Source organism: Catonella sp. (assembly GCF_057250765.1).
Map to the genome: position 1 here is coordinate 60,000 of NZ_DBHIEC010000011.1, position 24,285 is coordinate 84,284.

A 24,285-nucleotide genomic window follows, 5' to 3' on the forward strand; every position below is an offset into this window, starting at 1 on the left:
AGGGCAGCAATGATTAAAGATTTAACAAAAGGAAATCCTATCAAAGCCATACTAAGCTTTGCGGTACCTATGCTTTTTGGAAATATCTTTCAGCAGATGTATAATATGGCTGACTCCATAATCGTAGGCAAATATGTAGGCGTAAAGGCACTTGCAGCCGTTGGCGGTACGGGCGCTATCAATTTCCTTGTACTTGGCTTCATTATCGGAGTAAGCAGTGGTTTTATGATACCTGTATCGCAGGCCTTTGGTGCAAAAGATTTTGACAGACTAAGAAGACTTGTAACCAACGCTGTCTGGCTTTCTCTCATAGTCAGCACTCTAATTACAGCTGTAACTGTTACATTTACAAAACCAATGCTAAGGCTAATGAATACACCGGATGACATTTTTCAGGGTTCTTATGAATATATAGTAACCATTTTTGCAGGAATTCTTGGAATTATGTTTTACAACCTGCTTTCGGGGATAATGAGGGCTTTGGGAGATTCTAAGACTCCACTGTATTTTTTAATTTTCTCATCATTTATAAATATTGCCTTAGACCTGCTATTTGTAATCGTATTTAAAATGGGAGTATTCGGGGCAGCATTTGCAACAGATATATCTCAGTTTGTATCTTGTATACTATGCTTTTTATTTATAAAGAAAAAGTATACTATATTAAAAATGGATAAAGGTGACTGGACGTTTAATACAAAGCTGTCGAATAAGCTGCTGTTAATGGGGCTTCCTATGGGGCTTCAGTACTCCATAACCGCAATCGGCTCAACTGTAATACAGACAGCTGTAAATGGTCTTGGCTCTGTATATGTCGCAGCAATTACTGCAGGAAACAAGGTTTCTCTTCTCTTTACTCAGCCTTATGATACTATAGGAACCGCTATGGCTACTTTCTGCGGGCAGAATCTTGGCGCAAGAAAGCTTGACCGTATACATAAGGGTATGAAGCAGGGCATAATCGCAATGGGAGTGTATACCGTGTTTGCATTCTTTGCCATCATATTGGCAGGCAAGTACGTAGCCCTTCTCTTTGTAAATGCCGACCAGGTTGAGCTCCTCGGCTATGTAGAGAAGTTCCTCTTTGCAAATGCTTCGTTTTACTTCCCTCTCGGGCTTTTGATGGTACTAAGATATGCCATACAGGGACTTGGGCACAGCCTCTTTGCTATGCTTGCAGGCATAATGGAAATGATAGCAAGATGTGCAGTAGCTTTCATAGGTATAGTTTGGTTTGGAGTAGATGCAATATATTATTCCAACGCTACTGCCTGGATAGCAGCGAATATCTTCCTCATACCTGCTTTTATAATGGTTATGAAGAAAATAGAAAATAATTTTAAGATGAATGGAACTGTCAATGGATAAACAGATACAGAGCACAAACTCGATACTTACAGGCTCAATAAGCAGGAATATACTCGTGTTCTTCTTTCCCATCCTGCTTGGTTCGTTTTTACAGCAGCTTTACAGCACAACCGATGCTGTCATTGTAGGAAAATATGTAAATAAAGAAGCTCTTGCCGCAATAGGAGCAACCACTTATATAATAAATATTTTGATTGGCTTTTTTGTAGGGCTTTCAGCGGGAGCTGCAGTGATTATATCTCAGTTTTATGGTGCAAACAAAGGAAAGAATCTTAGCGACTCTGTCCACACTTCTATTGCTCTTTCCCTTGTAAGTGGCGTCATCATCATGATAGTAGGAATAATATTTTCTCCTATGATACTGCGTATTATGAATACGCCATCTGATATAATAGATCTCTCAACAACTTATTTGAGGGTGTACTTTCTAGGCTCTATTCCTGTACTTGTATACAATATGGGATCAAGCATCCTAAGGGCTGTAGGCGACTCTAAAAGCCCACTGTATGTACTCATAGTCTGTACAGTAGTAAATGTGGTGCTTGACATCCTCTTTGTGGCAGTATTTAAGATGGGTATCTTCGGTGCAGCTCTTGCTACCCTGCTTGCTCAGGTAGTAAGTGCCCTGGTTGTAATTATCATGCTTATGAGAGCAGAGTTTAGCTACAAGTTAGACATAAAGAAAATCGGCTTTCATAAAGATGAACTTATCGCAATGCTTAAGATAGGTCTGCCTACAGGCTTTCAGTCAGTAATGTACTCTCTATCAAATATTATAGTTCAGTCTTCGGTAAACAGCTTCGGTACTGATACAGTTGCGGCCTGGACAGTATTTACCACAAATGATAATTTTTACTGGATGGTAATAGGAGCCTTCGGTGTATCAGTTACTACCTTTGTAGGGCAGAACTTTGGAGCAGGGAATTTTGACCGTATCAAAAAGAGTGTGAAGATTACTTACATCTTTACCTCAATATCTGCTGTGTTTCTTAGTTTAGTCTTTTATATCGGCTGTGAGCATATATTGCACTTTTTTACCAACGAGCAGTCCGTTATAGATATTGGAGTGTATATGTTCAGGCATTACTGCCAGTTTTATATTTTCTTTGTAGGAATAGAGGTGCTTTCAGGAGCTATAAGGGCTACAGGGGATTCTCTTATACCTACCTTAATCACAGCCGTCGGAATATGTGGACTTAGAATTCTTTGGATATTCTTTGTTGTTCCTACTAACCATCATATAGGAACTGTGCTTACTGTATATCCTGTGACATGGTTTCTTACTTCTTTTGTATTTACGATATATTATCTGCAAGGTGGATGGCTTAGAAGACGAAGACGGATTATGGGTATATAATATATATCCACGCTTGATAACTGAATTAAAATAGCATATAATAATCCCGTGTTATCCGTATTTTACGGTGGTAATATGGGATTATTATATATCTAATGGAGGCTAACTATGAAAAACGAAATATTTCCTGAGGGTTACTCTCCTGCTCTAAGCATCAGAGAAACCGAGGTTGCCATAAAGTCTGTAAAGGACTATTTTGAGCGTGAACTGGCTAAACAGCTAAACCTCACCAGAGTATCTGCACCACTTTTTGTAAGGCCTGAAACCGGTCTTAACGATAACTTAAACGGTGTAGAAAGGCCTGTATCCTTTGACCTAAAGGAACAGCCTGATACAGAGCCTCTTGAGATAGTGCACTCCCTTGCAAAATGGAAGAGATATGCCCTTAAAAGGTACGGCTTTCATTCAGGTGAAGGTCTGTATACAGATATGAACGCAATAAGAAGGGATGAGGATACAGACAACATTCATTCTATCTTTGTAGACCAGTGGGATTGGGAGAAAATCATCAACAAAGAGGAGAGGAACGAACACACTCTTAAAAAGACTGTTATGTCTGTGTACGAAGCGCTTAAAAGCACAGAGATGCACATGGCAAGAAAATATAACTACATTAAGCCTGAGCTTCCTGAGCAGATTTGCTTTGTTACCTCCCAGCAACTTGAAGATGAATATCCTACCCTTACTCCAAAGGAAAGGGAGTACAAGGCCGCAAAAGCTCACGGAGCAGTATTTATAAGCCAGATAGGAGGTGCCCTAAACTCCGGAGAAAGGCACGATGGCAGGGCTCCCGACTATGATGACTGGCAACTAAACGGAGACATCATTGTATATTACCCTCTGCTTGATATAGCTCTTGAGCTTTCTTCAATGGGTGTCAGGGTAGACGAACTCCGCCTTAAGGAACAGCTTCAAATCGCAGGCTGTATGGACAGGGCAGAGCTTCCTTTTCAAAAAGCCATACTAAGTAAAGAGCTTCCTTATACAGTAGGTGGAGGTATAGGTCAATCAAGGATTTGTATGTTCTACCTAAAAAAAGCCCATATTGGGGAAGTTCAGTCCTCAGTATGGACTCCTAACACTATGGAAAATGCAGATTCTTGTGGAATTACCTTACTTTAATTCTCTATCTGCCAGTCTATCGGTTCTACACCGTTAGCAATAAGAAATTCATTGGCTCTTTTAAAATGACCATTTCCCATAAAGCCTCTGTGGGCTGACAATGGGCTTGGGTGAGCCGATTCCAATATGAGATGCTTAGGATTCTTAAGCATCTCTTTTTTATCCCTTGCAGCCTTTCCCCACAGGAGATAGACTATAGGCCTGTCTTCCTTACTTACTGCACTTATGAGTGCATCAGTAAAGTGTTCCCAGCCCTTTCCTTTATGCGAAAATGCTTCGTGAGCCCTTACCGTAAGCAGGGTATTTAGCAGTAATACTCCCTGATTAGCCCACTTCCTAAGAGAGCCTGTTTCAGGAATATATAAGCCTAGCTCAGCCTGTAATTCCTTGTATATGTTTTGGAGGGAGGGAGGTATTTTCTCCCCTTTGGGAACTGAAAAAGACAGCCCTTCAGCCTGCCCCGGCTCGTGGTAAGGATCCTGCCCCAGTATTACCACCTTTACCTCACTTAATGGTGTAAGGTGAAGAGCATTGAATATATCATCAGACTTTGGATATATAATATGGTGGCTGTATTCATCCTTCAAGAATGTATATAGCTTTTTGTAGTATTCCTTCTTTGTTTCTTCCTCCACAACAGGCAGCCAGTCATTTGTCACACTTCCCATAATCCCTCCATAAAAAAGGTGAAAGACCTAAGTCCTCCACCTGTAATTTTGCCTATGGCACCAATTCATCTTTATCCTTCTCAGCTTCAATAGCCTTGGTATCAAGCTTTGAGACAATAGCATATATCCTCTCACTGTAGTCCTGTCTGTCAGTCATATCCATAAGTTCAAGCGCTTCTCTCTCGTCTACTCCGTATACGCTTTGAAGCTCTGCCATTATCTGTTTTCTCACATAGTCAAGGTCTGTATGTATACCTAACTGTCTTGCAAGAGCTATATACTTATCATATCTTGAGAGCCCTTTAATCAAAGAGTCAAGTGCAGATGAGTAATCACCCATAGCAAAGAAGTTATTATATGAGTTTAGCTGTTTGTTAACGAACATAACAGTATAAATCTTGTCATGTATAAGCATATCCTTCTCTTTGATATCAAGTCCCCTGATACCCTCATAAGCCTCTGTGTACTTGTGGTTGCCAAACTTATGGGTGGCATCGGCTATGCTTATATCGTAAGAGAAGATATTGGTTCCAATTATTACAACTGCGGCTGCCACTACAAAGAATAGAAGAATAATGGTGGCACCTGCCTTATTTATCTTGCCTTCAGGCTGTTCAAGAGCCTCTGCCCTAAGCCTTTTAAGCTCTGCTTCCTTCTTGGCAGCCTTCTTTGCTGCATCCTTGGCAGCCTTCTTTGCCTTGTTGTCGGCAGCCTTTTTCTTGGCTTCTTCTGCCTTTTTCTTCTTGTCTGCCTCTGCAGCCGCCTTTTTATCTTCTTTCTTCTTGGCAGCCTCGGCTTCTTTTTCCTTCTTTGCGGCCTCTTCCTGTTCAGGAGTAGGGATTGCTGCAATCTCTTCTTCAGTAAGAGGAACATTGGCAAAGAGCTTTTGAAAAATTACTGAGAATAATCCCTTTTTATCTCCGCCCTTCTTTCCTGTCTTACCTTTCTTAGAGGACTTATTGGAGGCTATTTCTTTATCAGATAAAACCTCCGGTGCACCTATGTCATCAAGTGCATTTATATCCGGTGCAGACGCTTTATCTGACTCGCTGTAAGCATCATCAGGCTTCGTATCACCTGATGCACTCTCAGATGCAAAACCTTCAGCACTGTTAACCGCAGGCTCAGTTTCAGGTCCAATTTCGGTGTCTATTTCGTCTCCAATTTCAGTACCTATCTCGGTTCCAATCTCCTCACCGATTTCAGTTCCTACCTCAGCACCAATTTCAGTTCCTATCTCTTCACCGATTTCAGTTCCTGTCTCTTCACCTACATCACTGCCTATCTCGGTACCGATTTCTTCTCCTAACTCGGCTCCCAGTTCAGAGCCAATCTCATCGCCTATTTCTTCAGCCGTTTCTACATCCTCTTCATTTGACGCCTGATTTTCATCAGCCACATCATATAAACCTGTAGAAGCAGGCTCTTCACCTAAGTCGGATGGGGCTTTAGCTACAGGAGCCTCTCCTACATCTGTATATGTACCTTCTTCAGGCATTTCACCTAAGGTGCTGTCTTCTTTAACTGCCTGAGTATCCTCTACCTCGCCTGTAGCAGTTTCAACATTATCTAAATTATCAGCCTTTTCACTATCAGTCAGATTAACTTCTGCCGCCTTTTGACCTGATTTACCCGAATCAGCATTGGTAAGACTAATGAGTTCATCCAGATCCACATCATCAAGAAATGAATCATCCAGGTCATCAAGATTAAATTCTTCATCCAAAGAATCGATAGTTACATCAGCGGATGACATCTTACTCTTTTTGGCTCTTGCAGTCGCTTTTCTCCTCCTGTCAGTTTCATATGGAGGTTCCTGCCCAAGAGTCTCAAGCAGTTCGTCTAGGTAAGATTCATTATCCTTATCCAATCTCTCCTCCATCCTAAAGCATTATTGGCTTTATTTTAGTTATTTTTATAAACTAGCTTAAAACTAATCTGTCAATTGCTTCAACCAGCTGTCCGATTTCAGGCTTGGTAAGCTGAGCATCGGCACCAAGGGACTCTCCCTTGCGTCTCATCTCATCATTAATAAGTGATGAGAATATGATGAGAGGAATTTTCTTAAGTTCATTGTCATCCTTTACAAGCTTTGTAAGCCTGTGACCATCCATCATCGGCATCTCTATATCTGTAATTATACAATGGCACTGAGTAGTTGGGTCTCCCTCTGATTTATAACGAAGTAAGGTGTTCCAAGCTTCCTCGCCATTTGCAGTTGCAGTTATATTTACATAACCTGCCCTTGTAAGACAGTCTATTATCATCTTCTCAAGCATAGGTGAATCCTCTGCTATAAGAATAGGAGAATTGTTTCTGGTTCTTACTCCCAATCTGTCAATATCCTGAGCTTTTATACCTGTTTCAGGGTTGATTGTAGATACAATCTTCTCAAAATCCAGTACAACTATAAGTCTGCTGTCAAACTTAATGATACCGGTAGCTACGCTTCTCTCAGCATCATTGATTGTTTCATCAGGCTTTGTTATATCAGACCAGGTAAGTCTGTGTATTCCCTGAACGCCATGTACGTGGAAACCAATATTAAGGTTGTTAAAATTGGTTACGATGTACATATCCTTTGTTTTATCAGGTGATGGTGGTATCATAAGGCTTTTTGCAAGATCCACTATTGTAACTATTGTATCTCTTGGCATAAATATGCCTTCGATTGTGTCGTGTGCATTTGGAATTGGTGTAGGCTCTGCATAAGGCATGATTTCCTTTACCTTAGCAACATTGATTCCATAGTGATTGGCACCAATGTTAAATTCGAGCACTTCCAGCTCATTTGTTCCACTCTGAAGTAAAATTCCAGTATCCATAATAACCTCCCACAATTTTGTCCATAATGTATAATAAATATCCGGAATGTTAAAATTCATAGTTACAGTCCTTATATTATACCATTCAAAGCCCGCTTAGGTAAAGGGTAATTTTGATATTAAATTTCATCCTTACTGGGTTACATTGAGGGTATAGGACTTGTTTCCGTTTGAAACTTTTAACTTTGCTTTGTTTCTGTCAGCAGCCTTTGGTACATTGAAAACAATGACACCTTTTGAAGATTTACCACCTGCTATAGCCACTTCAATTGTCTGCATGTCATTTTCAAGAAGAGTAAGACTTGGCTTGATATAATTGCTTCCGTCAAAAGTCAGGTTATAAGTTACTCCATCATTCTGTGAAAACTTCTTTTTCTTATCTGTCTTATTTCTTATTGAAAATTCTACAACATACAGCTTCATATTGTCAGCCGCAACAAGAGAAAAATATCCTTCATTCTTTGGATATCTTGAATATTCTCCCGCACCGCCATATACTACTTCGAATCCGTCTGACTTATAGACATCGTTCAAAGTAGCTGCAGTATCGCTATTTTCATCGGTTTCATTGATCGCAGATGTACTACTGTTATCTCCGGAACTATTCTTATCATTATTTATATCGGCATTATTTTCAATTGATGAAGAGGTATTAGAATTATTCTTTTCATTATTATCCTCATTGCTGTCTTCATCAGCCTTACCAAAGTCTTCTTTTACAACATTGGGATTCTCTTTAATCTCAAGCTCTTCCTGCAATGTAGGCTTATAGTTCCTTGTATGCTTTAGCACCATTTTGGCTGCATATTCTGCCACCTCATTTAGTTCACTTTCTGAAAGCCCGGTATCTCCCGTATCACAGGCAGACAGATTAATCACCATCACAGCTGTAAGCACAAGCAACACAAACTTCTTCTTCATTATTTACATTCTCCTTTAAGCCTTAGTATCCAGTTCGAACCAAAATTCCACTCCGTTATCCCAGTTCTTCACTCCACATTCCCTGTTAAGCGAATTCATAATTGCCTTCACTATAGAGAGTCCTATGCCGTTGCCGCCATATTCTCTGGTTCTAGCCTTATCGACTTTATAAAACTTGTCCCATATTCTCTCAATTGCCTCTTCTGGTATGGGATGTCCTGTATTAAATACTGACACCCTCACCGTAGAGTCACTTTCCTTTACAGAGACTGATATTATTTTTTCGCCATTACTATCTTCTTCGACATGATTTAGCGCATTACTTATATAATTAGTTATAACTTCTTCTACTAAGTATTCATCGGCCCATACGTAGCAGGATTTAATATCTGACATCTTTGAAATCACATTTTTTTGTTTGTAGACCATATTCATAGAACCCACAACCGAATTAAGGACAGTTATTATGTCAAATCTGTCAAACTGAAGCTTGCCCTCTCCAAACTCAAGCTCACTAAGGTTTAGAAGCCTCTTTACCATGTTGTTCATCTTGGCAGCTTCATCCATGATTACTTCACAGTAAAACTGTCTGCTTTCCTCATCCCCCTGAATATTATCTTTAAGGCCCTCAGCATATCCCTGTATAAGGGCTATAGGAGTTTTAAGTTCGTGAGTTACATTGGAAAGAAATTCCTGCCTCATCTCTTCCACTTTTTCTTTCTGCTTTATGTCCTTTTTCAGTTTATTATTGGCGGATTTAAGTGAGGATATGGTATCCTCGAGCTTTTCAGAGAGCAGATTGATACTATGTCCAAGCTCACCAACTTCATCCTGTCTCTTTCCATTATAATGCACATCAAAGTTAAGATTGCTTATATCTCTGGTCATCTGAGACAGCTTAAGTATCGGCTTGGTAAATTCAACACCTACGACATACATAATAAGTGAGCCTATTAATATTGAAACCACGCCCACATAGGCAAAGAAGGTACTTGATAGCATTGCGCTTTCGGTAATGTTGTCATAGTTGCTTCTTATGAATATCTTGTCTCCCGCATCAAGAATGCCATATAGTTCGATATAATTGACCTCAAGCCTTGTGTCAAAATGCCTGTATATACTATATTTATCTGTCTTGACTAATAGCCTTGTAGCCTCTTTCTCGCTTTTAACCTCTTCTTCATTTGGAAGAGTTTTTTTATAATACTCTATAATATCGCTTTGCAGTCTTATAATTTGTATCTCATTCATACTTGTCGGAAATATAGTCTTAAGTATGATTCCTCCAGAATAGCTAAATCCGTTAAATATGTATAAAGATACATTCTGTTTGGACGCAAGCTGCTCATAACCAAGGCTTAGAGCAGATATCTTATCCACATCATATTTTGAATTTACCTTGGTGTAAGTGTCTCCCAGCCTGTTTATCTTATAGCTTTCATAGTATTTTTCAAGAAATACTTTGTTTATAACCCAGCTAAACAATATGGTTGCACTTAAAAGAGTAATCAAAATTATTATTAGACGCACTTTAATGGAATGTTTCATTTAAACCTCTTACAGGGCACTAGGCCTCAAACTTATACCCGATTCCCCAAATAGTTTTAATCAAATCCCCCTTAGAACCCATCTTTGCCCTAAGCTTCTTAACATGTGTATCTATTGTTCTCGCATCTCCAAAGTAGTCATAGTTCCATACGTTGTTAAGTATCTTTTCCCTCGATAAAGCAATCCCCCTGTTGGTCATAAAATAAAGAAGCAGTTCAAATTCCTTCACGCTAAGGTCCACGGGCTTTCCATCAATTATAACCTCGTGTGAGGCCTTGTCTATCTTTATGCCTCCAACTTCAAAGCTGTCATCACCTGTTGCACCTGCCCTCCTTAATATAGCCTCTACTCTTGCCATAAGTATCTTAGGGCTAAATGGCTTTGATATATACTCATCAACTCCCAGCTCAAAGCCCTGGAGTTCATCCTTTTCATCTGACTTGGCTGTAAGCATAATTATAGGCACTTCCGAATGCCTCCTTATTTCCCTGCATACCTGCCAGCCATCCATTTTAGGCATCATCACATCCAGGATAATTAAAGCAATATCTCCCCGTTCAAAGAAGATATCTACCGCCTTCTCTCCGTCTTCTGCCTCTACAACCGCATATCCTTCGTGATGCAAAAAATCACTCACAAGTTTACGCATCCTGCTCTCATCATCAACTACAAGAATTTTGGCTTTTTCCATCTTTTATTCTCCAAATTTAATCTACTTTTGATTTTCTATACGCATATCATCAAGTATCTGTTCACGTTCGTTAAGCTCCTGCTCCTTCTTTGTAAGCTCTTCTTTCCAAGAAGCATACTCATTGACAAGAGATTCTTCTGCAAGGTTTGGGTTAATCACTTTATCGTAGAATAAAACCCCAAAAGGAACTATGACCATAATAATCAAAAAAGCAATTATGATTCTATAATTTCTTATCTTAGCCCTAAGAGAGTTAATAATACTAAGATTCTTCTCTGCCTCTGCGGTACTTGCCTGATTTTCCGCGTCTTTATCTATCGCTTCTTTAGCGTCAGGCACTGCCTCCACCTCTGCGTCCACATAGGCTGGTTCAGCCAGGCCATTATTTACATATACTTCACGAACAACGGCATGGAAAGGAATAGCCTTCATAGTCTTTCTCTGTTCAGGATTCTTCACAAGCCTCTTCTGTGCTTCCCTAAGGAATCCTATTCCAACAGGTGTTTCAAATTCTTCACTCTCCACCAAAGTATCGTATACTTCTCTAAGGCTTTCTTCTTCTCTAAGATTTCTTTCAGACTTGATATCTGCTATCCTTGCAAGCTCTCTTCTTGCCTGCTCATAAGAATCCGAATCATCAAAACGGTAACCGTCTAAAATATATTTTTTAATATCAGCCATGTTTAACCCTACCCACTTTATTATTCTCCCCTGTCGGAGTCTGCGTTTAAAATAAAAACGCCTATCCTAAGTATACTATCACAAATAGCTAAAATATACAATCACAAAGTGAGTGTACCACTCTAATATATAGTCCCTCAGTTTGTAGATTGCTAAAGATTCCCATAAGCACGAAAAACCCCGGAACAATATGTTCCGAGGCCTTTCATAATCAGTCTGCAGGAAGCATTCCTGCTACTGCTTTTAATTAATAATTGTTTGCCTTTCTCTCAAAATATGCCTGTGGATGATTGCATACAGGACATACCTTAGGAGCCTTTGGTCCAACTACGATATGTCCGCAGTTCATGCACTGCCATATAGCATCGCCTTCTGATGAGAATACAAGGTCACCCTTAACATTGGCAAGGAGCTTACGGTATCTCTCCTCGTGCTCCTTCTCGATATCTGCTACCATCTCAAAAAGCTTTGCAATAGCGGTAAATCCCTCTTCTCTTGCTTCCTTAGCAAAGGTAGGGTACATCTCCTGCCACTCATAAGCTTCTCCGTCAGCAGCGTGCTCGAGGTTCTCTGCTGTAACGCCTATACCTGAAAGAATCTTAAACCAGATCTTTGCGTGCTCCTTCTCGTTACCTGCTGTTTCCTCAAATATCTCAGCTATCTGAACATATCCATCTTTTCTTGCCTTAGATGCGAAATATGTATACTTGTTTCTAGCCTGTGACTCACCTGCAAAAGCTTCCATAAGGTTCTTCTCTGTCTTTGTACCCTTGATATCTTTTCCTAACTGTTCAAACCTATCTTCTACCATTTCTTATCCCTCCGTTTTCTATATTTTAGGCCTTTGTCAGTCCTTTACGCTTATTCTATGTCTTACCGCACTCTGACAAGCCTCAATTGGAATTCTAACATTTACCGATACTAATTTCAATCAAATTGTGAATGTTTTTAAAAACATTTCGCAAAATTATCTGATAAATGATATTGATTCTTAATTTCTCGACTTAATTGATAGTAATTTTCATTTGACAAATAAAAATTGCAGTAGTATAATTGTGTCTGCTAGGGGAGCCTTAGGCTGAGATGAAGCAAAGCTTCAGACCCTTAATACTTGAACCGGATAATACCGGCGTAAGGAAGCAAAGATAATCTCCTTACGCCAGACTGTGAAGGAGGTTTTTTTATGTCTTTTTTAGCAACACCAACCGTAAATGACTGGGGTGAAAATGTATTCAAACTGACACCATACGGACTTATAACCGTAGGAGTCCTCATAGCTTTGCTCATTGCAATAGCCATCGTCTTAAGGCCTAAGACAGCAGGCAAGGTAAGAGCAATGGCAACTACCCAGCTGGTCTTTTCAGCTGCCGCTATGGCACTGGCAATAGTAACCGCTGAAATCAAGTTTACCAGACTCCCAATGGGAGGCTCTATTACACTTTTTAGCATGCTTTTCATTGTGCTCATAGGATATTGGTACGGACTGAAGGCAGGACTTATGACAGGCTTTGCCTACGGACTGCTTCAGTTCTTGGCTGATCCTGTGTTCTACAGCCCTATCCAGCTGCTTACTGATTATCCTCTTGCCTTTGGAGCCCTCGGTCTTTCAGGCCTTTTCTGTGAGAAGAAAAACGGCTTACTCAAGGGCTACATTGTGGGAGTACTTGGAAGATATATCTTTGCCTTTATATCGGGAGTTGTTTTCTTTGGAAATTATGCACCTGAGGGCACACCTGCCTTAGTATATTCACTTGGATATAACGCAACCTACATAGTTCCTGAGGCTGTAGCTACAATGATTATTATAAGCATACCTGCTGTAAGCAAAGCTATGTCCTATGTAAGGTCAAAGGCCACTTACTCAAGCTGGAATACCGGACATGCTGTGGTTAAATAGAGTCTGATACAAATAAACCGTATGAGAATACAGCATTTATAAGGCAATGTGAGAAACCAACTGCTTTAAGCTAATAAAATACAAAAAGCTGTCATACTTGAAAAATCTTCTTGTATGGCAGCTTTTTTATTTTGGGAGAATGCATATTGGATAAAACGTTTTCCAAAGGCTTCTCCCATAAAAGGTATGCAAAAGGCACAAGGCCAAATTTAAGGGGCCTTATTCAGCGCTTCCAATAGGATTCCAAATGCTCTTGTATACTGCATCTGCATCAGTTGTCGCAGTAATTAGCTTAGCATTTATATAACCGTCAACTATGCTCTTCATCTGCTCAGTTGTATATTCATCTGTCTGCTTACCAAACTGCATAAGCTCATTTAGTTCAAGGTTCATATCATAGTCACTTCCGTTAAGTCCTATCTTCATAAGCAGCTTTGTACACTCCTCAGGATTGTCTCCCATCCACTTAAGTGCCTTTTTAACTGCTGAAGCCATCTTCGCAGAAGTAATAGGATTCTCTTTTATAAAGTCTTTGTTCATCATAACTATACAGCAAAGCTCGTTTCTGCTGTTGCCGTCAGCAGACTCTACCTTGCGAAGCAGTCCCTGCTTAACAAGAGGATAGCCATATGACTCAGGAAGAAGAGCCGCTGCTATCTCGCCACTCTTCATGGCTGCTACACAGGCATCCTTTTCTACCTGTACTATCTTTAAGTCCTTAAGAGGGTCAATACCTGCCTCTATAAAAAGTCTTGCAGAGATATTGTAGTCGGCTGTTCCTATGCCGCTTGGCGCGGAAATTGACTTACCCTTTAGGTCATCATAGCTCTTATAGTTGCTCTCATCAAGCACGTACATTGCCTTGCAGCCTGTAAGTAGGTGTGCACCGCCAACAAAGCAAAGGTTTACGCCGTTTGTTGCAGGAACCATAGACTTAGCAATGTGGCCGATGGCTATCTGAACCTGATTGGTCCCTATTGCTTCCACATCAGAGTCGCCCTTAAAGCCTTCAACTGTAAGTCCCTGCTCCTTATAGTATCCAAGCTCCTGTGCTACGTTAACTGCTGAAGTACATCCGTCTCCGGTTAAAAACTTAAGAGTTTTACCGTAGGCAGGCTCCTTCTTCCAAGCCTCTTCATCAGCTGTATTCACAGTAGATGCCACAGAGCTTTTAGCGGACGCAGCTGTAGATGCCGCAGAGGACTTAGACGCGGACTGACTAGTTGACACCTCTGTCTTTGATGATGTTTTAGCGCTGTCTGTACTACTCTTAGCCCCGCATCCAACCACCGAAAATGCTACCACCGCACAAAGTGCAATACTTAATACCTTCTTCATTTTTGCCTCCTTTAATTTTATTATTTTTGGTGCCAAGGACACCTATATCTAAGCGAAGTGCAGTAAATCAAGTATATGATTACGGTACTCCACAAATGAAGAACTGCTTCGGTTACGAGGATAATCCATATCTATCTTTATTTCCTCGCGTATTCTTCCCGGATGAGCTTCCATTACTAATATCCTGCTGCTCATATGAATCGCCTCATCTATATCGTGTGTCACCATGACAACTAACTGCTTATTTACCTGCCACATATCGAGTATCTCATTTTGCATATTCATCCTGGTAAATGCATCTAAGGCTCCGAGAGGTTCATCCATAAGAAGAATTCTCGGTTTGCTTATCATTGCCCTTGCAAGAGCTACTCTCTGAGCCATTCCCCCTGAAAGCTGTCCCGGATAATCTTTCTTAAATTTCTCAAGGCCTATTACCTTTATAAGTCTCTGAACATCTTCCATACCCTCTTTTAGCTTTCCCTGCATCTTCAGGCTGAAGGCTACATTGTCCTCAACTGTAAGCCAGGGAAATAGTGTAGGCTTTTGAAAAACCATACCTATATCGGGGCCCGGAGTGGTTATCTTGTCTCCATTTATGGTAATTTCGCCTGTAGTAGGAGCTATAAGACCCGCTATCATTCTTAAGATAGTTGACTTTCCACAGCCTGAAGTACCTACAAGACTTACAAACTCACCATTATACATGCTAACATTTACATCTGTTACTGCGTTGGTAACTTCTGTAGAATCTACCCTTGAAAAGCTTTTTGAAACATCTTTAAGTTTTAATTCTATTGCTTCACTCATTATTTCACCACTCCTATCTGCCAGCGGAGAATATAATTCTTAATTCTATCCAGCACCCTTGTTACTATATTGAATACTATACAGATGATTACTATTGCCGCAAACATCTTGTTGTAGGCTGCCCAAGCCTTTGCCCAGGTTATGTACCAGCCAAGTCCCGCCTCTACACCAAGCATCTCAGCTATCATAAGCGAAATACAGGCAGAGCTCATTCCCTGTGTCATTCCCTGTAAAATATTGGGCATGGCATGTGGAATTGCTATATTAAATACCAGCTGGCGATCAGAAGAGCCGAGGGTTTTGGCAACTTCGTAGTAGGATTTGTCCACATTTGATATTCCCGATGTAGTTGCTATTGTAACTGCAAACCAGGTTCCAAGACCCACTATAAAGACTGAGCCTGCCATAAGTGAGCTTGCAAGTATCATAATAAGAGGAATCCAGGTAGCTGTAGGTATGGGGCCAAGCACCTTTACAATAGGATTTATCCAGTATCTTACCTTTTCACTATAACCACTTGCTACACCGGTTATAATCCCAAGTACAACGCCGCAAAAATAGCCTGTAAACAACAGTCTTAGTGTAAATAAGGTACATATCGTAAGCTGTTCTCTATCTAAAATTGCAGCATTTATAATGTCATTTACCCAAGGTATAAATGGATATAAAAGTATTCCTGTTTTCAATGTAAGCACATCAAAAAGAGCTAAAAATAAGAAAATTGCAGATAGAAATGGTGCCTTGAATCTTACTTTTGCAAATTTCTTTCTATTCCCTTTTTTATAGAGCAAAATCGCATGAATAAGCCTACATACGTATACAGCTATGGGAAGTGAAAGTAAAATCAGGTATCTCTCAGGATTTGCATTTGGATATTTGTCAGGTACCAATATATACTCAAGAACTGCTATAGCAAAACATACTATAGGAAAAAAAGATATGATGAAGTCAAGTATCTTTTGATGTCTGCTCTTATTATTTTCTTCAATTTCCCAAAGTTCGTCCTTTGTTAAACCGGCAGTAGTTTGTTTGTTTATTATATCTTTTTCTGACACCTCATAAGTCCCCCTTTTTGTCTTAACAGCACAATTTAATTGTACCACCACCCTGCTTATCTGGCTAATTTTTGTTTATTATTAAAAGAGTCATTTATTGAAATATTCAATAAATGACTCGCAATAATCCTTAAAGCATCTCTATAAATGCGCCTATTCTGGTGTCAATCTGCCCCTTGTCTGCTAAAGCATAATCGGTTTCAAGCTTCATATAAGGAATATCATTTTCCTTCATTATCTTTGACATCGTATGTGTTTCTATATTGAAGGTATGACAGCCCGTCAAAACTATATCTATTACTCCGTCTACCTTGTACTTTTCTATCATGTTTAAGGTATCTTCATATCTTCCTGTATTTGGTGTCATTACAGAGCAATCGATTTTTAAATATCTATCGCTTATGGCTTCCATGATATTCTCTGCATTTTCATCTATTAAAAAGCTCTGGCTTCTCTCTCCTGAGCAGTCATTTCGACAGACTACAACTCCTCCAAGTGACTCAATTGTCATTACAACCTTTTCAATAAGGCCTCCGCTTGGACAGCCTGTAAGGAGAATCCTCTTGGCATCAGCTGATACTGGTCTTTCACCATCCTCTAAGTAGACTCTTTTTGCATCAGCTATCAGTTTTTCCATATCAGCTATATAGTCATCTACGCTCATAGCAAAGGTTTCCTTCTGGATGCTAAGCATCATATCGATTCCCTTCATCATAGGAGGCTCAGCCTTTTGCATAGCATAGAGTTCACACATTAGCTTTCTGGCATGGTTTCTCTTTCTTACAGCATTTCTTAAGGCTTCATCTGTGATAGTGATTCCAAATTTTTCCTCTAATGCTTCTTTAAGTCTTACACATTCTTCGTACCACATCTTTTTTGCATAAGGTACATCTTTTCCCTGAGGAAGGTGAAGAATATGTACATCCTTAATCTCTCCCAAAAGCTCATACATCTTTTTCTTGCCGTCACAGGTAGTTTCACCTATTATGATGTCTGAAAAATATGTATATGGACATTTCTTAGTAAGTGCGAAGCCATAGGTTGACTTTATCAGCGGGCATATAGTCTTAGGCAACACCCTTTCAGCGTCAGGAATAGTCTCCTGGCTTGTACCACAAAGCCCAATTGACGCCATCCCCGCAGCCTCAAGGATTTCAACAGGTGTGTAAGCGCAAAGGCAGCCAGCTATCTTCCCACCCTTTTTTTTAAACTCCATAGCCTTTATAAAGCCTGCTTTACGCTTTTCTTCGTAATCCTCCCAAATTTCTTGTCCCTCTTTACATACAGTTGTATCCACAATACTACCTCCTCAATAAAGCATTTTCTAACCTAAATAGTATACAATAAATGCTGTTTAGTTAAAAGAAAGATAAAAAAACACAATAAATTCAGATATTTATATTTATTTTATATAAGTGTTATGGTCACAAAAGCAATATCCGCATATCTGCACAGTTAGATTTCACTGAAATTTTAGTGTTTAAAAAAAGAATCCTGCTTCGCAGGATTCATCGCCTGTGGCGGGTCGCGTAAGCGACATTTACATTATTAATTGAATACATATTTATCTAAGCGTTCAAAGGCTTCCACTATCCTTGATTTTGGTGAAGCAAGGTTCATCCTTATGCTCCACTCTCCATTAAAGGCTTTACCGTCCTGCCAGATTACCCCTGCCTCAAATCCCATTCTAAGTAGTTCTTCGAGAGTTTTACCCTTCTCTTTGCACCATTCTTCACAGTCTATAAAGAGCATGTATGTACCCTGAGGTCTCGCAACCTTCACTCCTTTAAACTTAGTTTCTATATAGTCACAGGCAAAGTTAACATTTTCTCTTATTACCTCTCTAAGCTCATCCACCCACTCATAGCCCTCATCCTTGTAAGCTCCTATAAGTGAATGCATTGAAAGTACATTTATCGAATTGTAATGCCCAAGAGAGGCTTCTTTCTCAATTCTATGTCTGATTCTGTCATTATATATGATATGATAGCTGCCTATAAGTCCTGCAAGGTTAAATGTCTTTGACGGCGCATAAAATGCAACTGTACGGTTCTTTGCATCCTCAGATATGCTCTGGGTAGGTATGTGTTTGTATCCGCTAAGTATGATATCCGACCAGATTTCATCTGAAATAACCATTACATCATGCTTCTTATAAAGCTCCATTACCTTCTCAAGCTCCCATTTTTCCCAGACACGGCCCGTAGGATTGTGAGGTGAACAAAAAATGGCTGTATGAATATTATTTTCAACAATCTTTCTTTCCATATCCTCAAAGTCCATACGCCAGATGCCTTCTTCATCCTTTTTAAGGTAGCTGTGTACTATGTTATATCCGTTATTCTTAAGAACTCCTGTAAAGCCTATATAGGTAGGGGCATGTACTAGTACACTATCCCCCTGAGAGCAAAACACATGAAGAGCAGTAGCTACTCCTCCAAGAACTCCATTTTCATACCCTATATACTCTTTTTTTATGCCCTTTACGCCGTTTCTAATCTCCTGCCATCTGATTATGCTGTCATAATACTCATCCCTTGTCTCAAAATAGCCAAAGGTCGGATGGTTTGCCCTCTCTATAATCGCATCCGTAATAGTGGGAAGAACAGGGAAATTCATATCCGCAACCCACATTGGAATCATATCAAAGCCTTCTCTTACCTTAACAGGATTCTCTCCTTCCAAAAACATTGGAATCAGGTCAACAGCCAGAGCATCTTTACCTTTTCTGTCAATTATAGATGTAAAATCATACTTCATCTTTCACAACCTCCGCTTACTCTTCTTCACTACCTTCATTTTCAGCAAGTTCTTCTTCTGAAATAGTCATAATCTGGCGCTTTCTAGCCATCTCATCATTTGCAAGATACTCATCATAGGTACTTACCTTATCAATGAGGCCGTGTGGTGTAATTTCTATAATTCTGTTTGCAATAGTCTGTATGAACTGGTGGTCCTGAGAGGTAAAGAGTACAACTCCCGGGAACTTGATTACTGCGTTATTTAATGAGGTAATGGCCTCCATATCAAGGTGGTTGGTAGGCTCATCAAGGATGAGGACATTTGTAGCCATTATCATCATCTTAGAAAGAAGAACTCTAACCCTCTCACCACCGGAGAGAACCTTAACCTGCTTTATACCTGCATCTCCGGGGAAAAGCATACGTCCCAGGAAGTTTCTTACATAGGTTGCATCTTTTTCAGGTGAAAATGGCAAAAGGAACTCAGTAATATTCTCATTTCCCTTGAAAAGCTCCGTATTGTCCTTAGGGAAATAGCCCTGAGTAGTGGTTACTCCCCACTTATAATCACCCTCATCAGGTTCCATTTCTCCTGCAAGTATCTTAAATAAAGTGGATATAGCTTTTACATTTGGGCCTACGAAGGCTATCTTGTCTTCCCTTCCTACAACAAAGGAGATATTGTCAAGTACCTTTACGCCGTCAACTGTCTTAGATATTCCGCTAACTGTAAGTACTTCATTACCTATCTCTCTGGCAGGACGGAAATCTATATAAGGATACTTACGGCTGGATGGCTTAATGTCATCAAGCTCAATCTTCTCCAAAGCCCTCTTTCTACTTGTAGCCTGCTTAGACTTACTTGCATTAGCAGAGAATCTCTGGATAAATTCCTGAAGTTCTTTGATTTTTTCTTCTTTCTTTTTATTTGCTTCCTTCTGCTGACGAATCATAAGCTGGCTGGACTCATACCAGAAGTCATAGTTTCCTGCGTAAAGCTGAATCTTGCCATAGTCAATGTCCGCTGTATGTGTACATACCTTATTGAGGAAATAACGGTCGTGTGAAACTACAATTACGGTATTTTCAAAGCTGATAAGGAACTCCTCAAGCCAGCCTATTGCATCCATGTCAAGGTGGTTGGTAGGCTCGTCAAGGAGGAGGATATCAGGGTTTCCAAAGAGCGCCTGAGCAAGAAGAATCTTAACCTTTTTAGACGCCTCTATCTCGCTCATCATCATATAATGATACTCTGTATCTATGCCAAGTCCGTTAAGAAGGGTAGCCGCATCAGATTCTGCCTCCCAGCCATTCATTGTAGCGAATTCTCCCTCCAGTTCACTTGCTCTTATACCGTCTTCATCTGTAAAGTCTTCTTTAGCATAGATGGCTTCTTTTTCCTTCATTATGTCATAAAGTCTTTTATTTCCCATGATTACTGTATCAAGTACAGGATATGCGTCATACTTAAAATGATCCTGCTGCAGAAATGAAAGTCTCTGCCCCGGAGTTATAATAACCTCGCCTGTGGTAGGCTCTAACTGCCCCGATAATATCCTAAGGAAGGTAGATTTACCTGTTCCATTTGCTCCAATAAGTCCATAACAGTTGCCTTCTGTAAACTTGATATTTACATCTTCAAAAAGTGCCTTTTTACCAAGTCTCAAAGTAATGTTGCTTGCCTGAATCATTTTAATTTTCCTTTCAAAAGCTTAGTTTTTACAAAAATGCTACTTTACCATATTTTGCACATCAAAAGATAATGAATTCTCCCTCAAGTAAGCCCCAAGCGAATTCTTATACTTTTGACACCTGTATCATTATATCATTTATTCTGCTGAATTTCGATAGTTTTGTGATTTTTCATTAGCTTAGCAATTTATAGCCATTTTTTCTTCTTGAAATATATTATTCCACTGATTGCCATAAGTATAACCACTCCAATTACAATGGGATATGCAAGTGGAGAATCCAGTTCCGGCATGTACTTAAAGTTCATTCCATACCAGCCTGTAACAAGAGTCAGTGGCATAATAATGGTCGTAACCACTGTTAATACTGTCATTATTCGGTTTTGCTTTACTGAAAGCTCTGACTGGTATAGTTCTCTAACCTGCATGGTATATTCTTTAAGAGTAGACACTAAGCCTTGGAGTCTTGTGACCCTGGCAGTGAAAAGCTCAAAGAATCTAAGGTTATCGGACAAGAAGAAATCATTTTCATTTTCTGCAAGTTCCTGTCCCAGGTCAATCAGCTGTTCATAGTACATTTTTAGTTTCAGAAGTTCCCCTCTAATTTCGTTATTTCTTTCAAGTTCCCCTGTAAGATTTCCCTCAAGTATCCTGTCTTCTATACCAGTGATTTCATCTTCGTATCTTTCAAGCATATTTAAGTCGCCGCTAATTATTGTCTCTAGGAAATCGTATATGAATCTTTCAAGGCCCGGATAGCGCCATTTTTTAGTGGCTGCAATTCTTTTTACGAGCGATGACGCATAGCCATCGTGGTCTATAAATACAATTCCTCTTTCATCAAGGGCAAAGGCAAATCTATTGCTGCTTTCAAGCAAGTCTGACCTATCCGGTATAATAAAGCTTCCCGTCAGCGAGTCATAATTGACTTCTGCCTTAGTCATAAATAGATTTTCTATCTCGAACTCGAGGTCGATTCCCATGTTAAATTTTTCTTTATCTCTTGTCCACTCTTTAGGACTAACTACTGCTACATAGCATTCTTCTCCATCAAATATCTCTTCTGCTCTTATTTCTTCTAAGGTATTTCTAATCTTGTAATACATTAATTTCTCCTAAAATTATATTGTGAAACTTTGTTGTTTTGCTTAAAACCTGTATCAGTATATCACATTCACCCCATTTAAGTCACGCTTAGAATAATATTTTAGTTTTGCAGGCTTGGGACGCGTAGAATAATGGCTTTCAGAGAGGTATCCTGGTTACGCTCATAATAATAAATTTCATACTCGCTACGGGGTGAAACAAAACAAACTGCCACAATACAGCTATTAACACATATTTTCCAACTACTTTTGTGTTTATAGGCTGACTGTGGCAGTTTTTTATAGCATAAATGTCATAAGTATAAAAAATCCGCGCAAACTTACTTACATAAAAATTTATTTTAGTACTATACTTCAGAGTTTTCGCTAACTCTCACATTTAATGGTGGAAAAGTCTCATTCCGGTAAAGCAAAGTACCATGTCATACTTGTTGCACGTTTCTATTACGCTGTCATCTCTTACTGAGCCGCCAGGTTCGGCAATGTACTTCACGCCACTCTTATGAGCCCTCTCAATATTATCTCCAAACGGGAAGAAGGCATCAGAAGCAAGGGCTACATTTTCATTTTTATTAAGCCACTCTCTCTTTTCCTCCCTTGTAAATACAGGAGGCTTTACCTCAAAGAAATTCTCCCATACACCGTCTCTTAAGAGGTCTTCGCTCTCATCCCCTACATAAAGGTCGATGGCATTGTCCACATCAGCTCTTCCCAGTCCTTCTAGGAATTTAAGATTAAGAGTCTGTGGTGCCTGTCTAAGCCACCATACATCAGCCTTACTTCCTGCAAGCCTGGTACAGTGAATACGGCTCTGCTGCCCTGCTCCAATTCCTATAGCCTGTCCGTCTTTTGCATAGCAGACAGAGTTTGACTGGGTGTATTTAAGTGTAATCATAGCAACAATGAGATCATCGAGAGCTTCTTTAGGAAGATTTTTATTCTCACTTACTATGTTCTTAAAAAGCTCAGTATCTATCTTAAATTCATTCCTGCCCTGCTCAAATGTTATACCAAAAACCTGTTTTTTCTCTATAGGCTCAGGCTTGTAGTTTTCATCTATTTCTATAATATTATAATTTCCTTTTTTCTTCTGCTTTAGTATCTCAAGGGCTTCTTGTGTATATCCCGGTGCTATGATACCGTCTGAAACTTCTTTTTTGATTATCATTGCAGTATCAGCATCACACACATCAGAAAGAGCTATAAAGTCACCGAAAGAAGACATTCTGTCAGCCCCCCTTGCCCTTGCGTAAGCACAGGCTAAGAGGCTCATCTCACCCATATCCTCTACTCTGTAAACTTTCTTCAAATCCTCTGTAAGTGGCTTTCCTATTGCAGCTCCTGCAGGAGATACATGCTTAAAGCTGGTTGCAGCAGGAAGTCCTGTAGCTTTCTTAAGTTCCATTACAAGCTGGATTCCATTAAATGCGTCTAAGAAGTTGATATATCCCGGTTTTCCGCAAATCACCTTAACAGGAAGCTCTGCTCCATTTTCCATAAATATTCTGCTTGGTTTCTGATTAGGATTACAGCCGTACTTAAGCTCCATTTCATTCATAATGCACTCTCCTTTTAATTTTCACCTATATCTATCAATATCTGATTAATATTTAGCATCATCTACATACCGATTACAGCTAAATCAGGTTATCTATCAAGCTACTCACTTTATTATGTAAGATTTTTTCTTTGTACTTATACTAATTAGCCTGATTCTTATTTACTATTCTAGTCTCATATTCTCCGGTTTCTATGTCTATAAACCTTGTAAACAATGACACTTTATTAGCTTCATTTAGGCTCTTCCAAATACTCTCAGTAAATTCATCTATACTTCCACAAAGACTTACCTTAGCAGGTTCACCCTCAAAGCTTGGAAGAGGCTCTATGTCTTCTTTGTAGGTGTGAATAAATCTACCTTCACCCGCAGGGAGATTGCTATAATCATAAAAATATCTGTTGCAACAGTCAGGATTGCCGTCATCACTCTTAAGTATACTCATCCTTAAGTGAAGTGAATTTCCACTGACATCTACTAAGGCTGATATTCTAGGTGTATAGTTAGGTGCATCAGGCTCAAATTCCCTGCTCATAAGAGCCGAGTTAAAGCATTTACCTGCTGTCATATAATTATAAACCGTATCCGTCTGGTCTCCATTGGTAATTATTGTTTTCTTTCCAATAACCTTGACAGGTGAATATATTATTAGACTCGGATCTGAAAGCTTGGTTTCATCGAAGGCCTCTGTCCTTATTCCCTCGCCCTCTTCCACAAATATCCTATTCCTGCTGTTTTCACTTCTTCCCATAATAAAGTAAGCAGTCATAGCCTTTTTGCCGTCCTTACTTTTACCTACTACTATTCCTCTTCCGGGATAAGTTTTAGCCGATAATACTTCACCAATTGAAACCATGTCATCCTCCGTTTATTCATGTCAAAGCCTTGTCAATAGTTGCTTAGAGTCTTTA

Annotated in this window: 21 protein-coding genes and 1 riboswitch; of the genes, 4 read left to right on the forward strand and 17 right to left on the reverse strand. The window is 39.6% G+C overall.

Translation table 11 applies throughout. The annotated features are described in order from the left end of the window. The first annotated feature begins 9 nt into the window (after positions 1–9). The 3 genes from ACO6HM_RS07265 to asnA all read left to right on the forward strand — a co-directional run bounded on the left by ACO6HM_RS07265 (position 10) and on the right by asnA (position 3,847). Entirely contained in the window at positions 10–1,368 is a 1,359-nt protein-coding gene (locus tag ACO6HM_RS07265) for an MATE family efflux transporter (RefSeq protein ID WP_485390427.1), read from the forward strand. Continuing rightward, positions 1,361–2,725 carry an MATE family efflux transporter gene (locus ACO6HM_RS07270; RefSeq protein WP_485390428.1) on the forward strand — a complete coding sequence of 455 codons (1,365 nt, stop codon included), beginning with the start codon at positions 1,361–1,363 and terminating at the stop codon, positions 2,723–2,725. Before ACO6HM_RS07265 ends, ACO6HM_RS07270 begins: the two co-directional genes overlap by 8 nt. A 108-nt stretch (positions 2,726–2,833) precedes the next feature. Continuing rightward, positions 2,834–3,847: an aspartate--ammonia ligase gene (asnA, locus tag ACO6HM_RS07275; protein WP_485390429.1), complete on the forward strand. Its 1,014-nt coding sequence runs from the start codon at positions 2,834–2,836 to the stop codon at positions 3,845–3,847. Here the strand turns inward: asnA and ACO6HM_RS07280 are convergent. The 8 genes from ACO6HM_RS07280 to rbr form a co-directional block, all read right to left on the reverse strand. Then, on the reverse strand, positions 3,844–4,515 hold the full coding sequence (locus ACO6HM_RS07280) for a uracil-DNA glycosylase (RefSeq protein WP_485390430.1): 672 nt from the start codon (positions 4,513–4,515) through the stop codon (positions 3,844–3,846). The two genes, asnA and ACO6HM_RS07280, sit on opposite strands and share 4 nt — an antisense overlap. A 52-nt stretch (positions 4,516–4,567) precedes the next feature. Then, a complete protein-coding gene (locus ACO6HM_RS07285) occupies positions 4,568–6,385 on the reverse strand; it encodes a hypothetical protein (protein ID WP_485390431.1) in 1,818 nt (605 codons plus the stop codon). A gap of 52 nt (positions 6,386–6,437) precedes the next feature. Then, positions 6,438–7,340, reverse strand: a complete 903-nt coding sequence (locus ACO6HM_RS07290; protein WP_485380070.1) for a chemotaxis protein — start codon at positions 7,338–7,340, stop codon at positions 6,438–6,440. A 132-nt stretch (positions 7,341–7,472) separates the two neighbouring features. After that, positions 7,473–8,261: a hypothetical protein gene (locus tag ACO6HM_RS07295; protein ID WP_485390432.1), complete on the reverse strand. Its 789-nt coding sequence runs from the start codon at positions 8,259–8,261 to the stop codon at positions 7,473–7,475. 15 nt (positions 8,262–8,276) lie between these two features. Then, the gene (locus ACO6HM_RS07300) at positions 8,277–9,809 is read right to left on the reverse strand and encodes a sensor histidine kinase (RefSeq protein ID WP_485390433.1); all 1,533 of its coding nucleotides are present in this window, start codon (positions 9,807–9,809) and stop codon (positions 8,277–8,279) included. Between the two features lie 19 nt (positions 9,810–9,828). Beyond that, positions 9,829–10,500: a response regulator transcription factor gene (locus ACO6HM_RS07305; RefSeq protein WP_208429405.1), complete on the reverse strand. Its 672-nt coding sequence runs from the start codon at positions 10,498–10,500 to the stop codon at positions 9,829–9,831. A gap of 21 nt (positions 10,501–10,521) precedes the next feature. Continuing rightward, a complete protein-coding gene (locus ACO6HM_RS07310; protein ID WP_485390434.1) occupies positions 10,522–11,181 on the reverse strand; it encodes a hypothetical protein in 660 nt (219 codons plus the stop codon). Between the two features lie 247 nt (positions 11,182–11,428). Continuing rightward, positions 11,429–11,992: a rubrerythrin gene (gene rbr, locus ACO6HM_RS07315; RefSeq protein ID WP_485390435.1), complete on the reverse strand. Its 564-nt coding sequence runs from the start codon at positions 11,990–11,992 to the stop codon at positions 11,429–11,431. 243 nt (positions 11,993–12,235) lie between these two features. Further along, positions 12,236–12,336: riboswitch (TPP riboswitch) on the forward strand. A 28-nt stretch (positions 12,337–12,364) separates the two neighbouring features. Here rbr and thiT point away from each other — a divergent pair. After that, entirely contained in the window at positions 12,365–13,078 is a 714-nt protein-coding gene (gene thiT / locus ACO6HM_RS07320; RefSeq protein WP_485390436.1) for an energy-coupled thiamine transporter ThiT, read from the forward strand. Positions 13,079–13,297: 219 nt separating this feature from the next. On the opposite strand, the gene ACO6HM_RS07325 is transcribed toward thiT, so the two are convergent. From ACO6HM_RS07325 to ACO6HM_RS07365, 9 genes are all read right to left on the reverse strand, one after another. Beyond that, positions 13,298–14,416 (reverse strand): ABC transporter substrate-binding protein, encoded by a 1,119-nt coding sequence (locus tag ACO6HM_RS07325; protein WP_485390437.1) that lies wholly within the window; start codon positions 14,414–14,416, stop codon positions 13,298–13,300. Between the two features lie 48 nt (positions 14,417–14,464). Then, entirely contained in the window at positions 14,465–15,223 is a 759-nt protein-coding gene (locus ACO6HM_RS07330; protein WP_485390438.1) for an ABC transporter ATP-binding protein, read from the reverse strand. Then, positions 15,223–16,278, reverse strand: a complete 1,056-nt coding sequence (locus tag ACO6HM_RS07335) for an ABC transporter permease (RefSeq protein ID WP_485390439.1) — start codon at positions 16,276–16,278, stop codon at positions 15,223–15,225. The genes ACO6HM_RS07330 and ACO6HM_RS07335 overlap by 1 nt, the downstream gene beginning before the upstream one ends. Before the next feature lie 130 nt (positions 16,279–16,408). After that, positions 16,409–17,575 (reverse strand): double-cubane-cluster-containing anaerobic reductase, encoded by a 1,167-nt coding sequence (locus ACO6HM_RS07340; RefSeq protein WP_485390440.1) that lies wholly within the window; start codon positions 17,573–17,575, stop codon positions 16,409–16,411. Between the two features lie 251 nt (positions 17,576–17,826). Beyond that, positions 17,827–19,038: a MalY/PatB family protein gene (locus tag ACO6HM_RS07345; RefSeq protein ID WP_485390441.1), complete on the reverse strand. Its 1,212-nt coding sequence runs from the start codon at positions 19,036–19,038 to the stop codon at positions 17,827–17,829. 16 nt (positions 19,039–19,054) lie between these two features. Next, positions 19,055–20,710 (reverse strand): ABC-F family ATP-binding cassette domain-containing protein, encoded by a 1,656-nt coding sequence (locus ACO6HM_RS07350; protein ID WP_485390442.1) that lies wholly within the window; start codon positions 20,708–20,710, stop codon positions 19,055–19,057. 188 nt (positions 20,711–20,898) lie between these two features. Next, positions 20,899–21,816: a magnesium transporter CorA family protein gene (locus tag ACO6HM_RS07355; RefSeq protein WP_485390443.1), complete on the reverse strand. Its 918-nt coding sequence runs from the start codon at positions 21,814–21,816 to the stop codon at positions 20,899–20,901. Positions 21,817–22,195: 379 nt separating this feature from the next. After that, a complete protein-coding gene (locus ACO6HM_RS07360) occupies positions 22,196–23,374 on the reverse strand; it encodes a phosphoribosylaminoimidazolecarboxamide formyltransferase (RefSeq protein WP_485390444.1) in 1,179 nt (392 codons plus the stop codon). A gap of 142 nt (positions 23,375–23,516) precedes the next feature. Further along, positions 23,517–24,230 (reverse strand): IMP cyclohydrolase, encoded by a 714-nt coding sequence (locus ACO6HM_RS07365; RefSeq protein ID WP_485390445.1) that lies wholly within the window; start codon positions 24,228–24,230, stop codon positions 23,517–23,519. Between the last annotated feature and the right edge of the window lie 55 nt (positions 24,231–24,285).